Annotated in this window: 19 protein-coding genes and 1 tRNA gene; 9 read left to right on the top strand and 11 right to left on the bottom strand. The window is 64.1% G+C overall.

Annotated elements, in window-relative coordinates; all coding sequences use genetic code 11:
- Positions 1-13: 13 nt before the first annotated feature.
- From AB0366_RS22745 to AB0366_RS22725, 5 genes are read left to right on the top strand one after another with little or no spacing between them, the layout of a single operon-like run.
- Positions 14-976 carry a dihydrodipicolinate synthase family protein gene (locus AB0366_RS22745; protein ID WP_366245930.1) on the top strand — a complete coding sequence of 321 codons (963 nt, stop codon included), beginning with the start codon at positions 14-16 and terminating at the stop codon, positions 974-976.
- A complete protein-coding gene (locus tag AB0366_RS22740) occupies positions 966-2,114 on the top strand; it encodes an FAD-binding oxidoreductase (protein WP_366245929.1) in 1,149 nt (382 codons plus the stop codon). The genes AB0366_RS22745 and AB0366_RS22740 overlap by 11 nt, the downstream gene beginning before the upstream one ends.
- A 13-nt stretch (positions 2,115-2,127) precedes the next feature.
- Positions 2,128-2,514, top strand: coding sequence for a gamma-glutamylcyclotransferase (locus AB0366_RS22735; RefSeq protein WP_366245928.1), 387 nt, complete (start codon positions 2,128-2,130; stop codon positions 2,512-2,514).
- Complete coding sequence (gene hydA, locus AB0366_RS22730; RefSeq protein WP_366245926.1) at positions 2,484-3,899, top strand: dihydropyrimidinase; 1,416 nt, start codon at positions 2,484-2,486, stop codon at positions 3,897-3,899. The genes AB0366_RS22735 and hydA overlap by 31 nt, the downstream gene beginning before the upstream one ends.
- A 47-nt stretch (positions 3,900-3,946) precedes the next feature.
- Positions 3,947-4,699, top strand: coding sequence for a potassium channel family protein (locus tag AB0366_RS22725; RefSeq protein WP_366245924.1), 753 nt, complete (start codon positions 3,947-3,949; stop codon positions 4,697-4,699).
- Positions 4,700-4,801: 102 nt separating this feature from the next.
- Here the strand turns inward: AB0366_RS22725 and AB0366_RS22720 are convergent, their stop codons facing one another.
- From AB0366_RS22720 to benA, 7 genes are all read right to left on the bottom strand, one after another.
- On the bottom strand, positions 4,802-5,584 hold the full coding sequence (locus tag AB0366_RS22720; RefSeq protein ID WP_121869759.1) for a class II aldolase/adducin family protein: 783 nt from the start codon (positions 5,582-5,584) through the stop codon (positions 4,802-4,804).
- A 673-nt stretch (positions 5,585-6,257) separates the two neighbouring features.
- On the bottom strand, positions 6,258-7,505 hold the full coding sequence (locus tag AB0366_RS22715; RefSeq protein WP_366245923.1) for a benzoate/H(+) symporter BenE family transporter: 1,248 nt from the start codon (positions 7,503-7,505) through the stop codon (positions 6,258-6,260).
- Positions 7,502-8,839, bottom strand: coding sequence for an aromatic acid/H+ symport family MFS transporter (locus AB0366_RS22710; protein ID WP_366245921.1), 1,338 nt, complete (start codon positions 8,837-8,839; stop codon positions 7,502-7,504). The genes AB0366_RS22715 and AB0366_RS22710 overlap by 4 nt, the downstream gene beginning before the upstream one ends.
- Before the next feature lie 152 nt (positions 8,840-8,991).
- Positions 8,992-11,694: a LuxR C-terminal-related transcriptional regulator gene (locus tag AB0366_RS22705; protein WP_366245919.1), complete on the bottom strand. Its 2,703-nt coding sequence runs from the start codon at positions 11,692-11,694 to the stop codon at positions 8,992-8,994.
- Positions 11,695-11,754: 60 nt separating this feature from the next.
- Positions 11,755-14,478 (bottom strand): benzoate 1,2-dioxygenase electron transfer component BenC, encoded by a 2,724-nt coding sequence (benC, locus tag AB0366_RS22700; RefSeq protein ID WP_366245917.1) that lies wholly within the window; start codon positions 14,476-14,478, stop codon positions 11,755-11,757.
- 31 nt (positions 14,479-14,509) lie between these two features.
- The gene (benB, locus tag AB0366_RS22695; RefSeq protein ID WP_121869754.1) at positions 14,510-15,049 is read right to left on the bottom strand and encodes a benzoate 1,2-dioxygenase small subunit; all 540 of its coding nucleotides are present in this window, start codon (positions 15,047-15,049) and stop codon (positions 14,510-14,512) included.
- 1 nt (position 15,050) lies between these two features.
- Positions 15,051-16,436 (bottom strand): benzoate 1,2-dioxygenase large subunit, encoded by a 1,386-nt coding sequence (gene benA / locus AB0366_RS22690; RefSeq protein ID WP_121869753.1) that lies wholly within the window; start codon positions 16,434-16,436, stop codon positions 15,051-15,053.
- Between the two features lie 205 nt (positions 16,437-16,641).
- Here benA and AB0366_RS22685 point away from each other — a divergent pair, with 205 nt between their 5' ends.
- From AB0366_RS22685 to catC, 4 genes are read left to right on the top strand one after another with little or no spacing between them, the layout of a single operon-like run.
- Complete coding sequence (locus AB0366_RS22685; protein ID WP_121872381.1) at positions 16,642-17,568, top strand: LysR family transcriptional regulator; 927 nt, start codon at positions 16,642-16,644, stop codon at positions 17,566-17,568.
- Positions 17,565-18,668, top strand: a complete 1,104-nt coding sequence (locus AB0366_RS22680; RefSeq protein WP_366245915.1) for an enolase C-terminal domain-like protein — start codon at positions 17,565-17,567, stop codon at positions 18,666-18,668. The genes AB0366_RS22685 and AB0366_RS22680 overlap by 4 nt, the downstream gene beginning before the upstream one ends.
- Before the next feature lie 40 nt (positions 18,669-18,708).
- Positions 18,709-19,575, top strand: a complete 867-nt coding sequence (gene catA / locus AB0366_RS22675; RefSeq protein ID WP_366245914.1) for a catechol 1,2-dioxygenase — start codon at positions 18,709-18,711, stop codon at positions 19,573-19,575.
- 5 nt (positions 19,576-19,580) lie between these two features.
- On the top strand, positions 19,581-19,865 hold the full coding sequence (catC, locus tag AB0366_RS22670) for a muconolactone Delta-isomerase (RefSeq protein ID WP_366245913.1): 285 nt from the start codon (positions 19,581-19,583) through the stop codon (positions 19,863-19,865).
- A 327-nt stretch (positions 19,866-20,192) separates the two neighbouring features.
- Here catC and AB0366_RS22665 read toward each other — a convergent pair.
- The 4 genes from AB0366_RS22665 to AB0366_RS22650 form a co-directional block, all read right to left on the bottom strand.
- A tRNA-Pro gene (locus AB0366_RS22665) sits at positions 20,193-20,266 on the bottom strand.
- 85 nt (positions 20,267-20,351) lie between these two features.
- Positions 20,352-21,800 (bottom strand): ribosome biogenesis GTPase Der, encoded by a 1,449-nt coding sequence (gene der / locus AB0366_RS22660; protein WP_243596100.1) that lies wholly within the window; start codon positions 21,798-21,800, stop codon positions 20,352-20,354.
- Positions 21,797-22,480 carry a (d)CMP kinase gene (gene cmk, locus AB0366_RS22655; RefSeq protein ID WP_314142993.1) on the bottom strand — a complete coding sequence of 228 codons (684 nt, stop codon included), beginning with the start codon at positions 22,478-22,480 and terminating at the stop codon, positions 21,797-21,799. The genes der and cmk overlap by 4 nt, the downstream gene beginning before the upstream one ends.
- Positions 22,480-23,676, bottom strand: a complete 1,197-nt coding sequence (locus AB0366_RS22650) for a pseudouridine synthase (protein WP_366245912.1) — start codon at positions 23,674-23,676, stop codon at positions 22,480-22,482. Before AB0366_RS22650 ends, cmk begins: the two co-directional genes overlap by 1 nt.
- Positions 23,677-23,688 lie beyond the last annotated feature (12 nt).

Here is a 23,688-nt window from a genome sequence, read left to right as displayed (position 1 = left end):
GAAAGGCACTCCCATGAATCGCGATGATGTCGCGTGGTCCGGTTACTGGCCCGCTGCTCCCACACCGTTCACGCAGTCGGGTGAAGTCGACACCGAGGCAATTTCCGACCTGATGAACCTCTACGCGCAGGCGGGTGTTCACGGCGTTCTCGTGAACGGCAGCACCGGCGAATGGTTCAGCCAGAGCGACAACGAACGAAAGACCGTCGCGGAGGCATCGATCGAGGCAGTCGCAGGCCGCTTCCCTGTCGTGATCGGTGTCAGCGCGTACACAGCTGTGCAGTCCTCCGCGCTGGCGAAGCACGCTGCTTCCGTCGGCGCGGACGGCATACTGGCAACGCCTCCGCCGTATGTGCACACCTCGGCGGAAGAGACACTCCAGTACTACCGAAGTGTCAGCACCGCAACATCATTGCCGTTCATGGTCTACAACTGGCCACGCGGCGTCGCCGTCGACATGGGTGACTTGCCCGGCTTGTTCTCGCGGCTGGCCGACCTGGAGAACGTCGTCGCGATCAAGGACAGCACCGGCGATTGGCTCGCCATGCTCGACACTGTCGAGGCCGTGTCCGACCGCGTCCGCGTATTCGGCAGCTTTCTGCATCGACGCGGCCTTGCCACACTGCTCGAGCTGGGCGGGGACGGGAACATCGACGGCGGTGGAGTGGGCGCGCCCTTCGCGGTGCCGTTCTACGAGGCCGTCGCTGCACGTGACGCCGACACGGCGCGCATCTGGGTGGATCGCTATCGCGCGTTCTCCGGCCGGCTCATCGCCTCGGATTACAGCGGTGTCTATGCCTCCCCCATCCCCCAGTTGAAAGCCGTCATGAACCTCCTCGGCCAACCGGGTGGCACCGTGCGCGAACCCTTGCTTCCGGTCACCGACACCGACACGCTTGCCGCGCTGCAATCCGTCGTCGTCGAATCGGGTATCGCCGATGCCTACGCGACCGCAGGAGCTGTCCGTGCGATCTGATGTCGACGTCGTAGTCATCGGAGCCGGAATCGTCGGTGCTGCAACGGCTCTCGCCCTCACCCGCGCAGGATCCCGCGTTGCTGTGCTCGATCGCACCCTGCCCAACACCGCCGGCTCGGGCACTACTGCGGGCAACCTGCACATCCAGACCATTCATACGCGCAGGCCCGGGCAGGGCACAGCCGTCGACGTCGAACAGCTGCTTCCGCTGCAGAAGTCGGCGAGCACTCTGTGGAACACACTGGACGAGACGGTGCCCGGTCTCGGGCTGAACCGGTGCGGCGGCCTCATGGTGGCAGAAACCGAAGAGCAGGTCCACGCCCTCATCACCAAGCACCGATGGGAACGCGCTGCGGGGATCCCGACGGAGGTACTGAGCGGCGACGAGGCGCGGCAGGCGCTACCCCTGCTCGGCCCGAGCATTCGGGCCGCAACCTGGTGTCCGTGGGACGGATTCGCCGAACCCGACCTCGCCGGACCCACCCTGCTGCGGCAGGCCGCGGCCGAGGGAGCGTCGGTACACCCGTCGACACCGGTGATCGGACTGACCCGCGAAAGTGACGTCTGGACAGTAGGCACCAATGGTGGAACGTGGATTGCACCCGCGGTGGTAGACGTTGCGGGTCCGTGGATGGCTCCGATCGCGGCTATGGCAGGGATATCGCTCGATCTCGTTCCGACCTCCTTGCAGATGCACGCGCTGAAAGCCGCTCCTCGGACACTCGAGGTGCTGGTGCAGCACGTCGGGGAGGGAATGTCGATCAAACAGGACAGAACGGGACGCCTCGTACTTGGGGGCGGTTGGCCTGCAGGTGCGTTTCACGACAGCGAGACGGCCCCGAGCAGACCCGACAGCACCACAGGGAATCTGGAGCAGGTTCGACGGCTTCTGCCGGCGCTCGGCCAGAATCCGCTGGTCGATACCTGGACCGGGCCCGTGCTCACCACACCCGACGAGATGCCGGTCATCGGCGAACTCGCGGAAGCTCCAGGCCTTTTCGTGGCAGGCGGCACCTACTCGTTCACTTTCGCCCCGTTGTGGGGGCGGGTTCTCTCGGCTCTGGTGCGCGGCACCGAACCCGAGGTCGATGTATCGGCATTCTCTCCGAACCGTCTCGTCCGGCTCCGGACTCACTGAAAGAAGGCTTCGCATGGCACTGGTCACGATGTTCGTCAACGGACAGGCGATGTCCGGCGGCACCCTGAACGACGCGCTGCACAAGGCGCGATTCGTGGGGAAAGTCGATACTGCACCGACATACCGCTTCTTCTCCGTGCGCGATGAATTTCCCGGTTTGCACCCGGTCACAACCGATGGATTCGTAGTACCGGGCGAACTGTACGAGGTCGAGTACGACGTATTGCGCGACGAACTCCTCCCCAGGGAACCGAAGGAACTCGAGCTCGGGGTCATCGAATTGGCGGATGGCTCGGGCTCGCTGTCGATGCGAATGCGCGAGAGCTACCTGACCGCCACGGGCGTCACCGACATCAGTGACCGTGGCGGATGGCTGACCTACCTCGCGAGCACCCGATGAAGGTCGTGCGCGGCGGAACGGTCGTCGAATCCCACTGGGCCGCTCCGGCAGACCTGCTCATCGAAAACGGCAAAGTCGTTGCGGTGCTAACCCCAGGGAGCGAAGTCGACGCGTCAGCAGAGGTCATCGACGCAACCGGGAAAATGGTCATGCCGGGAGGCGTCGATCCACACTGCCACGTCGGATTCACGTCCGGCGAATTCACCTCGCTCGACTCGTATCTCGAGTGCACGACGGCCGCCGTGTTCGGCGGTACCACCACGATCATCGACTTCGCCATTCCGCGCCCCGGTCAGCGGCCGCTCGACGCCGCCGAGGTACAGCGCGCGAAAGCGGCGAGCGGACTGTGTGATTCGGCTCTGCACGCCTGCGTCGTCGAGTGGGACGACACCACCGCTGCCCAACTGAAGACCATGGCGGACGCCGGCATTCGGACGGTCAAGATGTTCACCACCTACGCCGGTGAGACGATGGCCAACGAACACACCATCCTCAACACGATGCAGGCCACTCGCGATCTCGGCGGAATGGTCATCATCCACTGCGAATCCGACGCGATCGTCACCGACGCGCAGAACCTCGCGGCGGCATCCGACGGTGTCGATGCAGCACACATGTCGCAAACGCGGCCGGAACTCGCCGAGACTGCCTCGGTCGCAGCCATTCTCGCGATCGCCGAATCACAGAATGCGCCGGTCTATTTCGTGCATCAGTCCACTCCGGCTGCCGTCGAACTGGTCGCGGATGCCCGCAAGCGAGGACTCGTTGCCTTCACCGAATCGGTCGCCCACCATCTGATCCTCGACGACTCGGCCTACGCGGGTGAGCAACCGGAAAGATTCGTCTGCTGCCCACCGCTGCGCTCGGCCGAGGCGGTCGAGGAACTCGGACGTCACCTGTTCACCGGACACATCACCACTATCGGTTCCGACCATTGCTGCTACGACACTGCGCAGAAGCAGGTGCACAGCCATGACGTGCGGCATATGCCCAACGGGCTTCCCGGAGTCGAGACGCGTCTCCCGGTCATCTACTCACACTACGTCGACGGAATGGGTCTCACTGCAAGCAGATTCGTCGAGCTGACCTCGACCAACCCTGCCCGCACCAACGGCCTGTATCCACGTAAGGGATCTCTGATGCCGGGATCCGACGCCGACATCGCGATCTGGGATCCAGAACTGGAATGGACGGTGACCACCGAGACTCTGCACATGGCCACCGACTACAGCCCCTACGAGGGACACCAGCTTCGAGGAAAACCTGTCACGGTTCTCGTCGGAGGTGAGGTCGTCGTCCACGAAGGCGAACTCGTGGATGCCACTCCCCGCGGCCGGCACCTCGAAGCAGCACCACTCGACTTCGGGGGCGCCTTCAGTATGTAAATCTCGGAGTCGGGCGATCTGATCGACACGCCGTACAGTCCCGGCCCATGAACTATCGGCAATGGGAGCGAGCAACCGAATGGCCGCTCGCCGGATCGGCTCTGACGTTCCTGGCGATCTACACCTGGACCGTGCTGAGTCAACCGACTGGCACGGGCGCACGCATCGCCGAGTACGCAATCCTCGCGATCTGGGCCTTGTTCGGGATCGACTACCTGGTACGACTGGCCCTTGCCGATCAACGCGCGCGCTGGTTCGTTCGGCATCTGCACGAACTCGCAATTGTGGCACTGCCGATGCTGCGACCACTGAGACTGCTTCGGCTTCTCACCTTGGTCAGTTTGCTGCAACGCTCCATCGGCGGCGCGCTCCGTGGGCGGGTAGTGACTTATGCCGTCGCCGGAACCGCAGTGCTGGTTTTTGTTGCGTCACTCGCGATGTTCGACGCCGAACGCGCAGCACCGGCCGGGAGCATCAAGACGTTCCCCGACGCCTTGTGGTGGGCAACCGCGACGGTCACGACTGTCGGCTACGGGGACTACTCGCCCACCACAGCGACGGGCCGCTTCATCGCCGTCGGACTCATGGTGGCAGGCATCGCCTTGCTCGGTGTCGTCACAGCCACCTTGGCGTCCTGGCTCGTCCAAAAGGTGGCCGAACAGGACGACGCGAACCAGGCGGCGACGCAGCAACAGGCTGCGGAGCTGACCTCCCAAATTGCAGCGCTGCGAACCGAACTCGCGTTGCGACCCGACAGGCGATGTTCGGCGGTGTCTTCGGCACCCGATGGCAAAGCGTAGACAGACAACCGCCGATCGAAGTCGAACCATTTCCGATGCCGGGAAGCCGCTCGCTGAGCGGGGTTTCGGCTGTTCGGACGGAGACCGCGTCGCTGATGTCGTTCAGTCCATCAGCTCCGGGTGCTGCGCAACGATTCGGTCGTACATCGGCTGGAACTGGAACCACCCCGCGTACTCGAGACCCACCTGGTTGTACGTCAGCTTCGCCGTCACGTCATCCAACGGTTTCGGTTCACCCGCCGCCATGGCGATGAGCTGTGCCTGACTGGATCGCTCCATTGTGATGAACCACCATGCCGCGGAGTCCACGGTCCGACCGACCGTGAGTAGACCGTGGTTCGACAGAACGATCGCCTTGCGCTGACCGAGCGCCGCACCAATTCTCCTGCCCTCCTCCAACTCGGCAACGACACCCGTGTAGTCGTCGAACACGGCATGGTCGTCGTAGAACGCGCAGGCGTCCTGGGTCAGAGGTGCCAGCCCCATCCGCAAACTCGACAGCGCTTTCCCGTACAACGAATGTGCGTGAGCGGCCGCAACCACGTCCGGTCGAGCCGCGTGCACCTGGGAGTGGATGACGAACGCCGCACGGTTCACCGGACGATTGCCTTCGACGATCTGACCCTCGTGATCGACCAGGATCAGATCGCTCGATTTGATCATGCTGAAATGCATACCGAAGGGGTTGACCCAGAAGTGGTCGGTCTTCTCTGGGTCACGAGCGGTGATATGCCCCGCCACCCCTTCGTCGAAGCCGCACTGACTGAAGAGCCGGAAAGCGGCCGCCAGTCGTTGCTTTCGGTGCTGCCGTTCGTCGTCGACCGACTCGAAAACGGGCGGCGCGGGTACGTCGATTCCTGGGCGGGTTTGTGCCAGTTCGGACATGGTGTTCCTTCGAGTCGCAGGTGTCGTGCCCGCGCTCTACAACGCGCATGGCCGACGCGTAGCGGACGGTCCGCATGACAGACCTCGCAGTGGAGCATCCGCTCGGTCATGCTTCAGTTCTACACCCGCGAGTCGCACCTTGAATCGCGAAAGCCCATAAGCAATACGATGTGCCTCTTGCTGCCCCGGAGTGGTGACATTCGCTGATACTCGTAGCTTCTCGGTCGCAGTGTCATCGGCCGTCCACCACGCGGAGCTGTTCGAACGGTTCGTTGCACCACCTGCAGCTCGCGTCGACGTAGTCGTGGCCGTCTTCACGCTCGCACTCATCCACTGCGCACCCACTGCCGCACGAGAGCATCTGCCCACACCGGCACCGCTCGCCGTCACACCCTGGGTGATGAAGCGCTCCCGGTGGGGTGCGGCAGTCGTGACACTTGCTCCTCCCGTTTCGTATTCGACTGGGCCGCCAAGTACAACCCACCGAATCGAGCATTTCCAGATCGCACGCCATGCACATCGCCATGCCGTGCAGAGTCGCACAGGGCACCGACAGCAAAGGATTCTCGCGCTCGACAGTCCCGGCGTCTCGGCAAGGTGTCCACCGCCCCGTACGGTCTGTCGTGCTGTGGAGTTCGGAGCGATCGAACGACGGCGAACGCAGCGCAATCCCCTACTGTCGGCGATCGAGCAGGTAAGTCACCGCAACACCTGCGACCAGTCCCCAGAACGGTGCGCCGAGTCCTCCGACATCGGTGCCGGAGATGGTGACCAGCAACGTGATCAGCGGCGCGAGCACCGGCCGGCCGGTCGAATCGGAGAACGCGGCAGTGAATGCACCGCGCAGCGCCTCGAGCATGGCCAATCCTGCGAGAGCGGCGATGAATGTAGCGGGTACCACGGACAGCCCTCGCACCAGCAGCGGCGCAAGTAGACCCACCACGATGGCCAATGCGCCGCAGGTCATTCCGGCGGTGTACTGCCGCGACCGTTCACCCACAGCAACGAGCAAGGCATTGGTCGGACCGGCCAGACACGTCGACACCGCGCCCAGCGACGCAACCAGAAGCGACCAAACGCCGCAGGCGATGGTGACAACGGTCATCGGCGGTCGGTGGCCCGCAGAGTTCAGTACCGCAGCACCCTGACCGTTCTGTACCGCGATCACGGTGATGGCAAGCGGTATCACCAACTGGGCCATTGCCGCCCCACTGAACGACGGCGCAACGAGTTCGGGCAGACCGACGAGGGGCAGCTCGGCCGCGGGGCCGCTCACTCGGGTGTACCCGCCGGATGCTGCGAGAGCCACGAGCCCGGCAACCAATGCGGCGAGGACAGGAGGCACCCGTTTGGACCACGTATCGGAGCGGGTCAGAGCCAACCACGCCACGACCATGCAGCCGGCGACGAGTACGTCGGACGAAACCGACTGCACGAGTCCGGTTCCGAACGACAGAAATGCTCCGGCAACCATCGCCATCACCACCCTGTGCGGCAGAAAGGCCATCAGTTTCGAGACCACGCCGGTGACTCCCAGCACGACGATGAGGACCCCGGTGGCGAGGTACGCCCCGACGACTTCCGGCCAGGTCAGCGACGCCAGCGACTGACCGACCAGCACGGTGCCGGGAATGGTCCAGAAGAAACTCAGCGGCATCCGGTACACCCAGCTCGCCACCACGGTGAGAATGCCGTTGAGCACAAACACTCCGAAGACCCACGACGCGGTCTGCGCTGCGGTGAGCGAGCCGGCGGCTGCAGCGCCCATGATGACCGCAACGGGGCCGGTCGCGCTGAACAGCACGCCGGTTGCCCCCGCACCGACGTACTGCCCGCCGAAGTCGACGTGCAGGACACGCAGACTCGGCGGGCGACGCTCCGGCAGTTCGCTGGAGGCCGTTCTCTCGAACATTTCTGTCATTCAGCCACTTTCACCGGTTGGCCGGCCGCTAGATCGGACCGACGCAGTGCCCGAACCGCGGGGACAGCGGTCGTGACGAGCGCTCCGAGCAGCGCCACGACAGCGAAGATGTAGAACGCCGTGGACGACGCGATGCCGGCCCCGAGCAAGATGCCGCCGAGTAGCGGTCCGAGTATGCCGCCGAGCCGACCGAATCCGGCGCACCACGCAACACCTGCTGCGCGGGCGGTGGTGGGATAGTAGTTCGAGACGAATCCGTAGATCAGGACCTGGGTGCCGATGGCACCGATGCCGGCGCCGGCAACGGCGACCAGTAGGACACCGAGCGGGAAGTTCAGCGTCAGCAGAACCAACGACAGTGCGGCGAGGCAGAAGGTGACTGCGATGACGCGTTGCGGTCCGGTGCGATCGGCGACACGAGATGCAATCAGCCCGCCGATGATGGCACCGCCGTTGAGCACCAACAGGAATGACAGTGAGCCCTTCGCGTTGTATCCCGCCTCGGACATGATCTGTGGAAGCCAGGTGTTGAGGCCGTAGGTCAGCAGTAGGCCGGAGAAGCTCATCAGACCCAGAAGGGCTGTCGGGCGCAGAAGGGGTTTGCGAGCCAGAGCGGCAAACCCGACGCGATCCCCGGCGATGGCGGGCTCGACCTCGGGCATCGGAATACCGGTTCGGTCACAGATCTGCTGGGCGTCGGCGACGCGTCCGTGTGCCAACAGCCATCGCGGCGACTCCGGCATCCGAAGCAGAGCCAGCGGCAACAGCACGAACAGCGGGAGTGCTCCGATCCAGAACAATCCGCGCCACCCGATCGAATCCTGCAGGGTGATCGCGGCCAGCGATGCCAGCACACCGCCTGCCGGGATGCCGCTGTAGACGATGGCGTTGAACAGGTTTCGTCGTCCGGGCGGTGCGAATTCGGCGATCATGGCACCGACGGTGGCGACGAGGCCACCGACTCCGATACCGGTCAGGAACCGAAGTAGGCCGAACATCGTGATGTTCTGTGCGAGTGCAGTTGCCCCCATCCCCACCGAGAACCAGACGATGCACGTCAACATCGTTCTACGACGACCGATCCGATCACCGAAAGCACCGGCCGTCAAGGCACCGACCAGGGCGTAGGAACCGAGTGCGCCAGCGGTTTCCGGATCCAAGGCACCCAGCTGAGCGGAATCGGCGAGCAGAGTCGGCAGCACGGTACCGTAGACGACGAGGTCGTAGCCGTCGAAAACAATTGCTGCCGTGGACAGTGCAACGATCCACAGAACACTTCGGCGGTGTCGGTCACTGGCCCAACTGGTGTTGGCGGTGGAGTCCGGGGCATTCATCGGGGATCCTTTTCGGTCAGGGAGTACCGCTTCGCGACTGCATCGGCACTGACGGCCGAGCGGGTAGCTTTACTGTTCCAGACTGTGCGTTGAGTCACACCAGAGCTTTGCCTAGCGCCTACCTCGACATTACCAAAGTTGTTGTCTTCCAATCATGTTGCCGAGGTTTCATCGGTCGCTCGGGCGGCGGCCAATTCGGCTCTCGAACGGATGCCCATCTTGGCGTACACCCTGGTCAGATGAAACTGAACAGTCTTGACCGACAAGAACAATTCGGCGGCGACCTCGCGATTGGTCATTCCCGTGGCGACCAGGCTCGAGACTGCATCTTCCTGCGGGGTCAACGCGTCGTGGGCCCGATTCTTCAGAACGGCGTGCACGCCACCCGCTTTCAGCTCACGGTCGCACCGTCGAACGTACGTTGTGGCACCCAGCGCGAGATAGCCCTCGCGAGCGGCGCTCACGACGGCGTCGGCCTCGCGCCGCTTACCTGCCCTTCGCAGGGTCTGACCGTAGGCATAGTTGACTCGGGCACGATCGTACGTCAGGGGTAGCGGTGCGAGCGATGCCAGCGCATCCTCGAATGATGCTCGCGCAGAATCGAGGTCACCGATCGCACCGTGCAGGCGTCCCCGCGCACAGGCAAGACGTGCGTGTGCGGAGCGATGACCGCGATCGCGCACTCTGGCCTCGTGCGGAGTCAGAAACTCGTCGGCCTCGTCGAGTCTGCCCTCGACTATCAACGCGTTGGCGTACACATCGGGCCACGCCCAGAACCCTGGTTCGGACACGTCTGCGTGAGCCCACTGCTCGGTCAACGGTGCAAGAGCGCGTAGGACGCCGGCATAGTCGGCCTGCGCCTCCGCGATGGCAGCACGTCCGAGAGCCGTAGGCACCCGCATGATCGCGTAGTCGCGCGCGCCGGAATTGCCTCGGTGTGCACTGTTTCCAGCGGCCTCCCAATCTCCGCGGAGCGCGTGGATCTGCGTTGCGGTCCACTGGAGCAGAGGAACGATCAACGCGGCGCCGGAGCGGTCGGCCAGGTCGGAACCAGCTCCGACCAACCGAAGCGCCGCATCCCACTCGCCGGTGACGAAATAGGTGCGCGCCAGCCAACCATGAGCCCACAACGAGATTCGCGTCGAACCGCCGAGAAAGTCGGTCGGTGCTGCGGCTTCGAGCTCCGAGCGCGCGAGATCGATGTGGTCCGTTGCGAAGTGCAGCCAACCGGCACCCATCTGCACCCGTTGCCCGACGGCCCCGGTACTGGCGTGACCCCACAGGTCTCGATAGCTGCTCAGTGCTTCTGCGACACGGCCCGTACCCGCCAGACCGAGCCCTCGAATGGACTGCGCCTCCACCGCAGTTGCGTGGTCGGCTCCGACGAGTTCGACTGCGCGATCGGCCCACAATACGAGGTTGGCACCGTCGCAGCGCGCCAGATTGTGCAATACCTGCCGATGACAGATCACAGCGGCGACCTCGGGGGCGTGCCGCGTCCGGACCAGCTGCCACGCCCGGGTGAGTCGAGCTTCGGCTTCGTTGGGGCGGCCGCGCAGGATGGCCAGGTATCCGAGAACGGCATTGCGAGCTGGTGTCTCGCGAAGGCTTTCGATCTCGGCAATGTAATCCGAGGCCGTGCGCATGTCCCCCGCACCGATGAGGGCGTCCACCGCGCGAACCAAGCGATCCTCTCGCGCGGCCGGCTCCTGTGTCGACCGACTGGACAGAAGGTAAAGCTTCGCTGCCGTTGCCCATTCGCCCTTCCCGGCCCGAAACGCAGCGAGCGTGTCCAATCGGTCCGACACCAGTGGATCGGGCAGTGGCGACGCGTGAACCAGATGCGTCAGCTGGTCGGCCGGGTCGGCCTCGGCTGCTGCAGCGGCTCGGTGCAGGTGCGCACGCTCGACTCGGCTCATTGTCGAGAGCACCGCGGCGCGAACCGTCGGATCGGGAGCCTCGAGGATGGTTGCTGCAGAGCTACGTCGGACGGTCACCAGTGCGAACTGCTCCGCGAGATCGACAGCAGGCCAGGGGTCGTCGATGCCGGCGACCTGGCATACCGTCGTCAACGGTCGGCCGCATTCGAGAACTGCGACAGCCGTGATCAGGCGTCGGGCCTCGTCGGTACACAGCCCGAGCGTCGTCCGAACCCCCGCCGCCACGAAGGCAGGCGCCGGCAGCTCGGGGCGAACGCCCTTCCAGGTCTCGCCAGGCACCTCGTCCAGCAGCGCCACTGCATACCGAGGGCGTCCGCCGGTGTGTCGCGTCAAATGCGCAGCCGAGGACGGCGACAGAATGACCCCCTGCAGCGCCGCGATCTCGGTCACGGCCGACACTGTCAGTGGCGGTACCGCCAGCGACAGGTCTGCGGCGCGGTCGAGAACCTCATGGGATTCGATACTGCCTTCGGGCAACGGCTTTCGAGCACACACCACCGCCAACTTCGCAGACCGATGATGCCGAACGGCGGATGCGAGTGCGCGGAGCGAGTCCGCATCGCAGTCGAGTGCATCATCGATCAGCAGAACTGTCACACAGTCCGGCGGCAACGCGTCGGCAATTCGGTTTCCCCAATCGACCGGCTCGGCCCCCTCCATGTCGATAGCTGGGACGAACTGCCTGACGAGGGCGAACGGCACCTGCGTTTCCCACGGCACCGCACCGATGCGGCGCACCACCGTGCGCTGCACCTCGGTACCGACCGTCCGCTCGAGCTGCCGCAGAATCGACGACACGCCGATGCCGGGCGGTCCGGTCAGCACCGCGAAAGTCGACGCAGTCGCGGACGCATCGACTGCCCGGAGCAGGACGTCCAACAGTTCACCGCGGCCGATCAACGGTGAAGGTGACATGACGTCACCGTATCCGCGGAGCCGGAGTGCGTCCGGCGATCGAACCAACACCGCCATGACTCAGCCCGGATCGCCGCCGGCCACCGGGAGTACGGTGCCGGTGATGTACGACGCCTCGTCGGAGGCGAGGAAGCAGATCGCCGCGGCCTGCTCGTCGAGTGTTCCGTAGCGTTTGAGCAGCGAGGACTCCACTGTTTGGTCGACGATGGCCTGGTACCAGTCCTTTTCTTGCTCGGTAGAGGGCGCGGGCCCGCGGGCGACGCGCCGTGCCGGTGCGTCGGTTCCGCCTGGAGCGGTGGCCACCACACGAACACCGTGCGGTGCCGCCTCGAGTGCCAGAGTCGCAGTGATGGCGTTGACGCCGCCCTTCGCTGCTGCGTAGGGGACCCGGTGGATGCCGCGGGTGGCGACCGAGGAGACGTTGACGATGGTGCCGGAACCACGTTCGATCATGTGTGGGATCACGGCTCGGCAGGACCACAGCGTCGGAAAGAGCGAGCGGGAGATTTCCTTCTCGATCTGCTCGGGCGGGTACTCGGCGAACGGTTTGGCCCAGATGGTGCCGCCGACGACGTGAACCGACACGTCGACACGTCCGTGTGTTGCGAGTGCGGCGTCCACCACCGCCGAAGCGCCCTGCCAGGTTTCGAGGTCGGCGATCACGGGGGTGGCCTCGACGCCGTCTCGTCGGAGTTCCTCGGTGAGCTGTTCGACCAACTCGGACCGGTCGGCCAGGATCAGTGCTCCTCCTTCGGCACCGATCCGTCGGGCGACGCATTCGCCGATGCCTTGGGCGGCGCCGGTGATCAGCACGATCTTGCCTGTGAATCGGCCGGGGCTGACGAACTTGGGACGTTTGTTCGTCCGGGATTCGTGCATGGCGCGCTTCATCGTGGCCTTCGAGCGGTCGGCGTGATCGGCGATCAGTGTCCGTGCGCGACCCCGGTCCCCGGCCTCGAACGCGTCGACGATGTCCAAGTGGTCCTGGGCGCAGAGCGGATCGCACCAGGTCGCGTTCCGCAGCACGTCCTCCATCGCCGCTTTCACCCCGAGGGCTCGATAGGCCTGCAGCAGGTGCTCGTTGCCCGTCTGGGTGAAGAGGTAATCGTGGAAGGCAGCGTTGGTCTCGGTGTAGGCGGCGGCGTCGACGAACCGATCACCGTCGACGTAGCGAGTGGTGGTCTCGGCCAGCAATCGGTAGCCGGAGATCTGCTGTGAAGACAGCCGACCGATCACCAGTTCCAGGGCACCGAGTTCGAGAGCGCGCCTGGCCTCGAACACTGCATCCGACTCGTGCACCGAGGGATGCTCTTCGCCGATCTCGTACTCCGAGCCCGAAACGGACGCCGGTACCCGAGTGCGCCGGACAAGTGGCTCGACGTCACTCGAGGTCCAGATATGTTGTGCTGCAACGGAGTGCGCTTCGGGCGTCAGGAGTAGATCTGGACTTTCGTCCAACCCGACCCGGTCGGCCGTCGACCCGGATACGGCGACGCGCTGCCCCGCGATCGCGCGCATGGTGTTCGCTTCCTCGGATGCCGAGAGCCCACCACTGTGGCGTAGCGGTTCTGCTACGCGACTGCCGAACACTGCTCGACCGAAGATGCTCCTGCCGTCCGAGGCAGGCGTCCCGGAAGCGCAGTCTGCAGCCAGTTCCGTCGTAACGACTTGCGCGTCGACCTGTGGTTCCACCGGTTCGTTCACCGTTGTCCGGTGGTCGTTCACCAGATCCTCTGTGAGCGAATTCCTTTCGTCGTCGAGACTCTCCTTCGCAGCTGCCGACGACGGCGCGAACTTCTCGTAGTAGAAGCCGGTCGGTTCGATGCCGGCCTCGGCAAAGTGTGTTCGTACTGCCTCGACCATGGGAGGCGGGCCGCACAGGTAGACCGCGACATCACCGCCGTTGAGGTGCGCGTCGGTCAACAGTGCAGTGACGTATCCCTTGTTCGCAGCGGTGCTCGAGGGGTCCGAAACACAGTGATCCCACGTGAATGCGTCCAATGCCGAGGCCAGGAGTTCGAGCTCGTCCAGCTGGACGACGTCGTCGTCGGTGCTGGCTCCGTATACGAGATGCACTGGACGAGTGCTCGCTTCGGCCGCCATCGTACGCAGAATCGACAGGATCGGGGCCAGCCCGGTACCGCCGGCCAACAGCAGCGCAGGTCGCTGTGCTTCGCGCAGAAAAAAGCTCCCGTGTGGTCCGGTGAACGAGATCTTGTCGCCCGCGGCCGCAGTGTCGCTCAGATAGGTCGACATCAGGCCACCCGCTGTGAGCTTGACCAGGAACTCGAGTTCGTCCGATCCCGACACGCAACTGAACGAGTAGGACCTGGTCTCCTCGGACCCGGGGACGGTGATGTTGACGTACTGACCGGGGAGGAAGGCGAGTGTTCCACCTGCCGGTGCCTCGACAGCGAGCCTGACCGTCGTGGGAGAGAGTTTCTCCACGGCGGTCACCACCGTCTCATGCGTCGCAGCTTGGGTTTTCGCCACCGCCGAGGTGCTGGCGATCTGAAGCACCAGATCGGACGTGGGCTTCATACTGCAGGGAAGGCAGTAACCGTCGTCCGATTCGGACTGCGAGAGCGCGTCGTCGAGGTAGGTACCGCCGTCGTACTCACCCGATTCGCACAGGGCCTTGCACGTTCCGCACGCTCCGTCCCGGCAGTCGAGAGGGATGTTGATGCGTGCCCGGTAAGCGGCGTCGGCGACGGTCTGGTCGTCCTCGCAGGTGATGAAGCGGGTGACGCCGTCCTCGAAGGACAGTGCGACGGAATGGCTCACGATGGAACTCCTCGGGGTTACGACAGATGAATCAGAAGTGGTAGATGTCGACGACGTGGTGGATGTAGTCGTTCTTCAGCACCACGGTCTTGCGCCGGATGAGCGGCGAGTCGCCGGAGAAGTCGATCGTGTAGAACGATGTTCCGTAGTACGGATCGATGGTCTTGTAGCGGAAATACATGGTGTGCCAGTTGAATCGGACGTCGACGATATCTCCTCGACGTTCGATGACCTCGACGTTGCTGATGTTGTGACTGGTCCGTGGTTCGGGTATCGACGTGGCACTGGACCGTTCGGTCCTGATGCGGAACACCCGATCCTCCAGCCCACCTTTGTTCTCGTAGTAGATCAGCGAGATGTCGGTCTGGGGATCCTCGGTGAGGAGATCGTTGTCGTCCCAGCAGGGCATCCAGTACTCGACGTCGTCCGCATAGCACGTGAGCCATTTCTCGAACTCGCGATCGTCGAGGTAGCGCGCTTCGCGGTAGAGGAACTGCTCGATGGATGACTGGGTGATCAGGCGCGACGATGCGGCCTGCTGAATATCGGTGTTGTCGACAGTGGCAGTCATGTCAGACCTCCTGTGCTGCAGCGGTTGCGGAGTCGGCTGCGCGCTGCTTGTCGAGGGCGGCAAGTAGGGTCTTGCGCCAGTAGCCGTGCTGAACGGGGAACAAGCCCTCGTCTTCGTTCTTGACTCCCGCCGAAATGACACCGGGCATGTCCAGTGCCTCGGCCACCGGATCGGGTCCGGTGAGCCAGTGCTCCGCGCCGCGGCTCATGTCGTTCCACGGCGCATTGGTCGCCTGGAACGTCAGCTGACAGGAGCGAAACTCTTCCAGGTCGTCGGGTGTCGCCATGCCGGAGGCGTTGAAGAAGTCCTCGTACTGCCGGATCCGATGTGCGCGAGCCTCTTTGCTCTCGCCCTTGGGTGCGATGCAGTAGATGGTGACCTCGGTCTTGTTGGGCGCGATCGGCCGGAAGTGCCGGATCTGCGTGCTGAACTGATCCATCAGGTAGACGTTCGGGTACAGGCACAGGTTGCGTGAACCCTTCACCATGAATTCGCCCTTGGCGTCGCCGAACTTCTCCTTCAGCGCGTCCATCTGGTCCCACAGCGGGCGGTCCTGGGGGTTGGCCGCCCAGGTCCACAGGCAGAGATGGCCGTTGGGGTAGGACCAGTAGCCTCCGCCGGACTTACCCCAGCCGCCGGCGTCGAGCGCCTTGGTGGTGTTCTTGGATTCGCCGTTGTTGCGGCGCGAGGTGGTCGCGGCGTAATTCCAGTGCACGGCACTGACGTGATACCCGTCGGCCCCGTTCTCCGCCTGTACTTTCCAGTTCCCGTCGAAGGTGTACGACGAGGATCCGCGGAGTACTTCGAGTCCTTCCGGTGACTGGTCGACGAGCATGTCGATGACTTTCGTCGTGTCACCGAGATGCTCGGCCAGGGTCGAGACGTCGTCGTTCAGGCTCGCGAAGAGGAAACCGCGGTAGCTCTCGAATCGGGGGACCTTGGTGAGGTTGTGCGATCCGTCGACATCGAACGTGTCCGGGTAGCCGGCACCGTCGGGATCCTTGACCTTGAGCAACGTGCCGTCGTTCCGGAACGTCCAGCCATGGAAGGGGCAGGTGAGCGTGGTGCGGTTGTCCGTCTTTCGTCGGCACAACATCGCGCCACGATGTGCGCAGGCGTTGATGAGGCAATGGAGTTCACCGTCCTTGCCACGGGTGATCACGACGGGCTGACGACCCATGTGCACGGTGAAATAGTCCCCGTTGTTCGGGAGCTGACTTTCGTGGGCGAGGTAGATCCAGTTGCCCTCGAAGATGTGCTTCATCTCGAGCTCGAAGACCTCTTCGTCGGTGAAAATACTGCGGTTGGCGCGGTAGATGCCCGCCGCTACATCGTCGATCACCGCTCCGTCGATCGTGTTCTGTACGTGATCCAGCATTTCGGTCATATCGGTTCCTCCAGGCGCTTCGAGTTCGACTACAAGCGACTGTGTCAGGGAGTGGTTGCCGTCACACCAGGGCTTTACCTAGGCCCAACCTGGGAACCTATTCATCGTTTCTGCTTATCAATCGGACGAAAATAGGTCTTTGTCAACGATGGATCGGCCCCCTACTGTGGTCAGGGTCACCCACCACGCACAGAGAGGCACGGTCATGGAACTTCGGCACCTATACCACTTCGTGGCCGTCGCCGAGACTCGGCACTTCGGGCAGGCCGCCACCCGGTTACACCTGGCTCAGCCCGCACTGTCGCAATCGGTTCGCCAATTGGAAGCCGAGTTGGGTGTGACGCTGTTGGCCAGGACAACCCGCCAGGTCAGCCTGACTCCGGCGGGAGAATTCTTCTACCGCGAAACGCTCCGCAACCTCGACAGTCTCGAGCAGAGCGCGCGAGGAGTGCGAAGGATCGCCGATGGCCGATATGGGTTGGTACGCATCGGCTTCACCGGTACCGCCGCCTTCGACCAGCTACCGCCGATTGCGCGAGCGATCAAACAGAGACTGCCTGGCATTGCCTTGGAAATTCACGGCGACCTGCTCACCTCAGCGCAGGTCGACGGTCTGCGTGCGGAACATCTCGACGTCGCTGTGCTGCGACCACCTGTTGCGGGCGACGATCTGGTGTTGCGCACCATCACCACGGAATCGTTGGTGCTCGCGCTGCCCGTCGATCATCGGTTCTCCACCGAACCGGCGCTCGACGTCGCCGATCTGGCCTACGAGGACTTCGTCATGTACTCCGACACTCATTCGGTCGTCAACGAAGCAGTGGTGACAAGTTGTCGCGCAGCAGGTTTCAACCCCCGCCGTGAACACGAGGCCCCGGATACTTCGGTCCTGCTGGCACTCGTCGCTGCGGGATTGGGTGTTGCGTTGGTTCCGGAATCCGTTCGCGCCCTGCAGTTGAACGGCGTCGTGTTCCGCGACATCGCCGGCGCGAGCACCATCGATCTGGCGTTGGCCTGGCGCCGCGACCGGCCTTCTGCACTCGTCGATGCGCTCGTCGGTGCCCTCGAGGACGCGGGCGTTCTGCCGCGCCTCGAATCATCCGTTTCGTCCAAGCCGAAGGACATGTCATGAAGATCGTCGCCGTCGACGCGATCCCGTATTCGATCCCGTACCGAAAACCGCTGAAGTTCGCCAGCGGTGAGGTCGCTGCGGCCGATCACGTGTTGGTTCGGGTGCACACCGACGACGGCGTTGTCGGTATCGCAGACGCTCCGCCCAGGCCGTTCACCTACGGCGAGACCCAGCGCGGTGTGACTGCGGTGATCGAGACCCTGTTCGCGCCGGCCGTCATCGGCCTTCCGCTCACGGACCGTGAGATGGTCAACGCGAAACTTGCTCGTACAGTTGGTAATCCGGTTGCCAAGTCCGCCGTGGACATGGCAATCTGGGATGCCCTCGGGCAGACTCTGGACCTACCGGTCACCGAACTTCTCGGCGGCTACACCGACCGCATGAGGGTGAGCCACATGCTCGGATTCGATTCGCCCGCAGCAATGGTCGACGAAGCCAACAGGATGCGAGAGACGTACGGAATCGACGTCTTCAAGGTAAAAGTCGGCCGCCGACCGATAGGCCTCGACATCGCAGTCGTCCGCGCACTCCGCGAGGGCCTCGGTCCCGACACCGAACTGTATGTCGACGGCAATCGTGGCTGGACCGCCGCTGAATCTGCGCGCGCCATGAAAGAGATGTCCGACCTCGGACTGACCCTCGCCGAGGAACTGTGCCCGGCCGACGACGTCCTCGGCCGACGATGGCTCGTCCAACAACTCGATGTCCCCTTCGTGGCCGACGAATCGGCGACCACCCCGGCCGAGGTCACCAGGGAAATTCTCGGTGGATCCGCGACCGCGGTGAGCATCAAGACCGCTCGTACCGGCTTCACCACGTCACAGCGGACCCACCACCTGTGTGAGGGCCTCGGCATCGACGTGGTGATGGGCAACCAGATCGACGGCCAACTCGGCACGGCCTGCACCGTTGCCTTCGGTGCCGCTTTCGACCTGACGTCGCGTCGAGCAGGCGAGCTGTCCAACTTCCTCGACATGAGCGACGACCTGCTCACCGAGAGCCTCGAGATTCGGGACGGCACTCTCAGTGTCCTGCCGGGCTCGGGAATCGGTGTGCGCATCGACCCGGACAAACTCGCGAAATACCGAACCGACCACTGATCTTCAGCCCCCGAACAACACATTTACACAAGGAGTAGACATGAGTGTCGATCACGCAGAAACGAACAACCTGACCGGCGAGGTGGCGACTGCGGCCGCGTCCGGCGCGAACGCCACCGAGCGTTTCACCTCCGACAAGCAGGCAGCCGCGAACACCCCGCCCGAGCGCGTCAGCCTGCTTGCCCGCCAGGTGCTCTCGGCCGTCCACGACACGGTCCGCGAGCACAAGGTGACCTACGACGAGTACAACGCACTCAAGGCATGGCTCATCAACGTCGGTCAGACCGGTGAATGGCCGCTGTTCCTCGACGTCTGGGTCGAGCACGTGGTCGAAGAAGTGGCCGGTGAATCCCGCGAGGGCAGCAAGGGCACCATCGAGGGCCCGTACTACGTTCCGGACGCACCCGAGTTGGGTTCGGCCGCAATCCTGCCCACCCGCGACGGCGAGAAGGGCACCCCGTTGCTGTTCCAAGGCCAGGTCAAAGCCGTGGACGGAACGCCGCTGCCGCATGCCGTCATCGAAATCTGGCACGCCGATGCAGACGGCTTCTACTCGCAGTTCGCACCGGGAATCCCCGAATGGAATCTGCGCGGCACCGTGACCACCGACGATCAGGGCCAGTTCTGGATTCACACCATGAAGCCTGCGCCGTACCAGATCCCGACCGACGGGGCATGCGGCAATCTCATCTCTGCCGCAGGATGGCACCCGTGGCGTCCGGCACACCTGCACCTCAAGGTCGCTGCCGACGGCTACCAGCAGATCACCACTCAGCTCTACTTCCCCGGTGACGCGCACAACGACGACGATGTCGCCAACGCCGTCAAGCCGGAACTGATCCTGGACCCGCAGGACGTCGACGGTGGCCAAGAAGTGACGTACGACTTCGTACTCGACAAGGACTGAGACACATGCTGTTTGCTGTGAAGATGGACGTCGCGCTGCCGCAGGATCTCGATGCGGATGTACGAACCGACACTCTCGCCCGAGAGAAGGCGTACTCGCAGCAGCTGCAGCGCGACGGCGAGTGGGTGAGCATCTGGCGACTCGTAGGTCAGTACTCGAACCTCAGTATCTTCGATGTGCGGGACAACGAGCGACTGCACGAGATTCTGTGGAATCTGCCGCTGTTCCCGTACATGAGTATCGACGTGAGCCCACTGGCCCAGCATCCGTCGGACATTTCCGCGGTGTGAGAAACGAAGTCGCGAGACGCACGCGAACCGACGCCGAACTCGAAGTTGTGGACGGTATTCAGACGATATCCGTCCACAACTTCGAGTTCGGCACCGCTGCTTTCGCTCCCGCAGGCACCTTGGAAGGCCAGAGTTGGACCTCACCAGTCCCTCGGTTCGATGGGCGGTGCCGTGCCAACTCGTGGCAGCAGTTGGCCGCGTCCGGACCTCGCCGGACCCACTAATCCAGCGATTTCGACGCAGCAGGATGGGGTTGTGGCGTGCTCGCAGCGCACAAACAAAAAAGCGGCTCCGAATTCTTCGGAACCGCCTTTGAACTGCAATGTGTCGGGCTGACAGGATTTGAACCTGCGACCACTTGACCCCCAGTCAAGTGCGCTACCAAGCTGCGCCACAGCCCGCCGCGCCTCGAAAGGCGCTTGCTGAGATTACCCCAGCCCTACCCCTGAGAGGAAATCGCCTGCTCAGGGGCGGGGTCGGACTGTATCAGCGGTTGTTGCCCTTGCCCGGCCGTTCCCGCTTCTCGCGGATACGCACCGAGACGCGCACGGGGCTGCCGTCGAAGTTGAACTCCTCACGCAGACGCCGCTCGATGAATCGGCGGTAGCCGGCCTCGAGGAAGCCGGTGGTGAACAGCACGAACGTCGGCGGCCGCGTGCTGGCCTGCGTCGCGAACATGATGCGCGGAAGACGTCCACCACGCATCGGCGGCGGAGTGGCCGCCACGACCTCTTTGAGCCACGTGTTGAGGCGTCCGGTCGGCACACGCTTGTCCCACGACTCCAGAGCCGTCTCGAGCGCAGGCACGAGCTTCTGCACCGCGCGGCCCGTCTGCGCCGAGATGTTCACGCGTTGCGCCCACGGCACCCGAGCGAGATCACGATCGATCTCCTTCTCGAGCTGCTGACGACGATCGTCGTCCACCAGATCCCACTTGTTGAACGCCAACACCAACGCTCGACCGGCATCGGCGACCATGCTGAGCACGCGCATGTCCTGCTCCGAGATCACCTCGGAGGCATCGAGAAGCAGAATCGCGACCTCGGCGGCCTCGATAGCAGACTTCGTCCGCAGTGACGCGTAGAACTCGGCACCACTGGCATGGCTGACGCGCTTGCGCAGTCCGGCGGTATCGACGAATCGCCATGTCTTGCCGCCCAATTCGACCAACGAGTCGACCGGGTCGACGGTGGTTCCGGCAACATCGTGCACCACCGAGCGCTCGTCACCCGAGAGCTTGTTGATCAGCGACGACTTGCCCACGTTCGGCTTGCCGACCAGAGCGACACGCCTGGGTCCCCCACCGGGGATGCCCTCACGCGGGGTCTCGGGCAAGGCCTCGAGCACACGGTCCAGCAAATCACCGGTACCGCGGCCGTGAGTCGCGGAAACCGACAACGGCTCCCCCAGACCCAGCGACCACAGTGCGGCGACCTCGGACTCGGTGCGTCCGTCGTCGACCTTGTTGGCCACCAACAGAACCGGAGTCTTCGACCGGCGCAGCACTCGCGCCACTGCCTCGTCCGTCGTCGTCGAACCGACACGCGCGTCGACGACCAACAGGATCGCGTCGGCGGTGTGCATGGCCAATTCGGCCTGGCGCGCAACGGATGCCTGCAGACCCTTGGCGTCGGGTTCCCAACCGCCGGTGTCCTGCACCAAGAAGCGTCGACCACTCCAGTTCGCCTCGTACGACACCCGGTCGCGCGTGACGCCGGGAACGTCCTCGACCACTGCTTCGCGTCGTCCGATGATGCGGTTGACGAGCGTCGACTTGCCGACGTTCGGTCGGCCCACCACGGCGAGAGTCGGCACGGCTACGGCATCTTCGCCGTCTTCGCCCTCGTTGAGGTCGACGTACTCCCACTCGCCCTCGTCGCTCCATGTTCCGTCGCCCGCGGTTTCCGCTGCGCCGGAGAAGAATTCTTCACTCACTGCACTGCTCCACTTCTGTCGTTCACCACGAGCAGCAAACGCTCGATCACGCCGTCGAGATCCAGCTCGCTGGTATCGACGATCACCGAATCCTCGGCGGGACGAAGCGGTGACACTGCTCTTGTCGAATCTGCGTGATCGCGTCGTTGCACGTCCGCGAGCACGGATTCGTAGTCGTCTACGCGACCCTGTTCGATGTTCTGCTTGTTGCGACGCTCTGCCCGCGCTTCCGGTGAGGCAGTCAGGAACACCTTCACGTCGGCGTCGGGAAGGACGACGGTGCCGATGTCGCGGCCCTCCACCACGATTCGCGTCGACGAGCTCGCGAGGTCGCGCTGCATCTGCACCAACAGCTCGCGCACCGCAGGCACTGCGGACACGGCCGAGACGGCCTTGGTGACTGCGTCGCCGCGGATTTCGCCGCTGACGTCTTCACCGTCGAGCAGAACGGTCTCGGCCAGTGGGTCCTTGCCGATCTCGAGGGGAAGCGCCGCAACAGCTTTCGCAACAGCGTCTGCATCGGTGGGCTCGACGCCCGAGCGCAGCACCCACACCGTCGCGACGCGGTACATCGCACCGGTGTCGAGGTAGCTCGCTTCCAGTGCCGACGCGAGCCTGCGCGATACCGACGACTTACCGGTGCCCGAGGGACCGTCCATCGCCACGACGAGCGCACTCATCACAGGCCCACGGATTCGTAGAGCTTGCCGATCTCGCCGCGACCGAGAACACGCAATGTTCCCGGACGCTGATCGCCGAGCACGATGTTGCCGACATCGGTACGCACGAGGCGTCCGACCGGGAAGCCGACCTTGTCGAACAACCGGCGCACGATGTGCTTGCGGCCCTCGTGCAGGGTCACCTTGACGAGCGACTTGCCGTCCGAGATGTCGAGCAGCTGGAAGCCGTCGACCTTCACCGGGCCGTCGTCGAGGGTGACGCCTTCACGCAGCTGCTTGCCGAGCGTGCGGGGAATGGTGCCCGACAACGTCGCGAGGTAGGTCTTCGACACCTCGAACGACGGGTGCATCAAGCGGTGAGCAAGATCACCGTCGTTGGTGAAGAGCAACAGGCCCTCGGTGTCGGCATCGAGGCGGCCGACGTGGAACAGTCGCTGACCCGCCTGGACCCGCTCGGAGACGATGTCTCCGACGCACGGGCGTCCCAGATCGTCGGACATGGTGCACTGCCATCCACGCGGCTTGTTCATCGCGAGATGAACCAGTTCTTCCTTCACGACCACGCGAGTGCCATCGACCCGGACCACAGCGATGTTCGGATCGATGCGGATGCCCTGTTCGGTGACGATGCGTCCGTCGACCTCGACGCGGCCGTCAGCGATCAGTTCCTCGGCGGCGCGACGCGATGCGACGCCGGCCTGTGCGAGCACTTTCTGCAACCGCACGCCTTCACCGACGGGCACATGCTTGCGCGGTGAGGAATCGGTGTGCTGATGCTTCGCCGGCTTGGCGTTGCTGATCGTGGTCGACGGAACCTGCTTCTTCTGCGGCTTCGGCGGCTTGGGACGCGACGGCTTCTTGCGAGGAACGGCGTCGTTACTACGGTCGTTGACACCGGTCTCGACAGGCGTGTAGCCGGTCGATTCGTTCTGCTCGACGCCACGGCGCGGGGCAGGTCGGGCTCCCGTACGAGGGGCTCCGGTGCGTGGTGCGCCTGCGCGGGGTCCCCCGGTGCGCGGGGCTCCAGTGCGAGGTCCCCCGGTGCGGGGAGCGCCGTCACGGGGCGCATCGTCGCGGGTGCGATCTCCGCGGCGCGCGTCACGCGGAGTGTCCGACCTACCTGCGGTCGGCTTCCTGCGTGGGTCTTGTCTCTTGTTACGGTCCGGTGTGCCATCACGGCGAGCGGGCTTGTTCACTTGTCTTACCTA

Source organism: Rhodococcus sp. NPDC076796, assembly GCF_040702765.1.
Lineage (GTDB): Bacteria > Actinomycetota > Actinomycetes > Mycobacteriales > Mycobacteriaceae > Rhodococcoides.
This window is presented reverse-complemented; position numbering and strand designations above follow the sequence as displayed.

Coding starts and splice junctions, on each gene's coding strand:
- benB (WP_121869754.1), bottom strand. CDS start 15,049: ATGACTGCCACTGTCGACAACACCGATATTCAGCAGGCCGCATCGTCG.
- catA (WP_366245914.1), top strand. CDS start 18,709: ATGAGTGTCGATCACGCAGAAACGAACAACCTGACCGGCGAGGTGGCG.
- AB0366_RS22715 (WP_366245923.1), bottom strand. CDS start 7,505: ATGACAGAAATGTTCGAGAGAACGGCCTCCAGCGAACTGCCGGAGCGT.
- cmk (WP_314142993.1), bottom strand. CDS start 22,480: ATGAGTGCGCTCGTCGTGGCGATGGACGGTCCCTCGGGCACCGGTAAG.
- AB0366_RS22710 (WP_366245921.1), bottom strand. CDS start 8,839: ATGAATGCCCCGGACTCCACCGCCAACACCAGTTGGGCCAGTGACCGA.
- AB0366_RS22725 (WP_366245924.1), top strand. CDS start 3,947: ATGAACTATCGGCAATGGGAGCGAGCAACCGAATGGCCGCTCGCCGGA.
- AB0366_RS22685 (WP_121872381.1), top strand. CDS start 16,642: ATGGAACTTCGGCACCTATACCACTTCGTGGCCGTCGCCGAGACTCGG.
- AB0366_RS22735 (WP_366245928.1), top strand. CDS start 2,128: ATGGCACTGGTCACGATGTTCGTCAACGGACAGGCGATGTCCGGCGGC.
- AB0366_RS22705 (WP_366245919.1), bottom strand. CDS start 11,694: ATGTCACCTTCACCGTTGATCGGCCGCGGTGAACTGTTGGACGTCCTG.
- catC (WP_366245913.1), top strand. CDS start 19,581: ATGCTGTTTGCTGTGAAGATGGACGTCGCGCTGCCGCAGGATCTCGAT.
- hydA (WP_366245926.1), top strand. CDS start 2,484: ATGGCTGACCTACCTCGCGAGCACCCGATGAAGGTCGTGCGCGGCGGA.
- benA (WP_121869753.1), bottom strand. CDS start 16,436: ATGACCGAAATGCTGGATCACGTACAGAACACGATCGACGGAGCGGTG.
- AB0366_RS22745 (WP_366245930.1), top strand. CDS start 14: ATGAATCGCGATGATGTCGCGTGGTCCGGTTACTGGCCCGCTGCTCCC.
- AB0366_RS22720 (WP_121869759.1), bottom strand. CDS start 5,584: ATGTCCGAACTGGCACAAACCCGCCCAGGAATCGACGTACCCGCGCCG.
- AB0366_RS22680 (WP_366245915.1), top strand. CDS start 17,565: ATGAAGATCGTCGCCGTCGACGCGATCCCGTATTCGATCCCGTACCGA.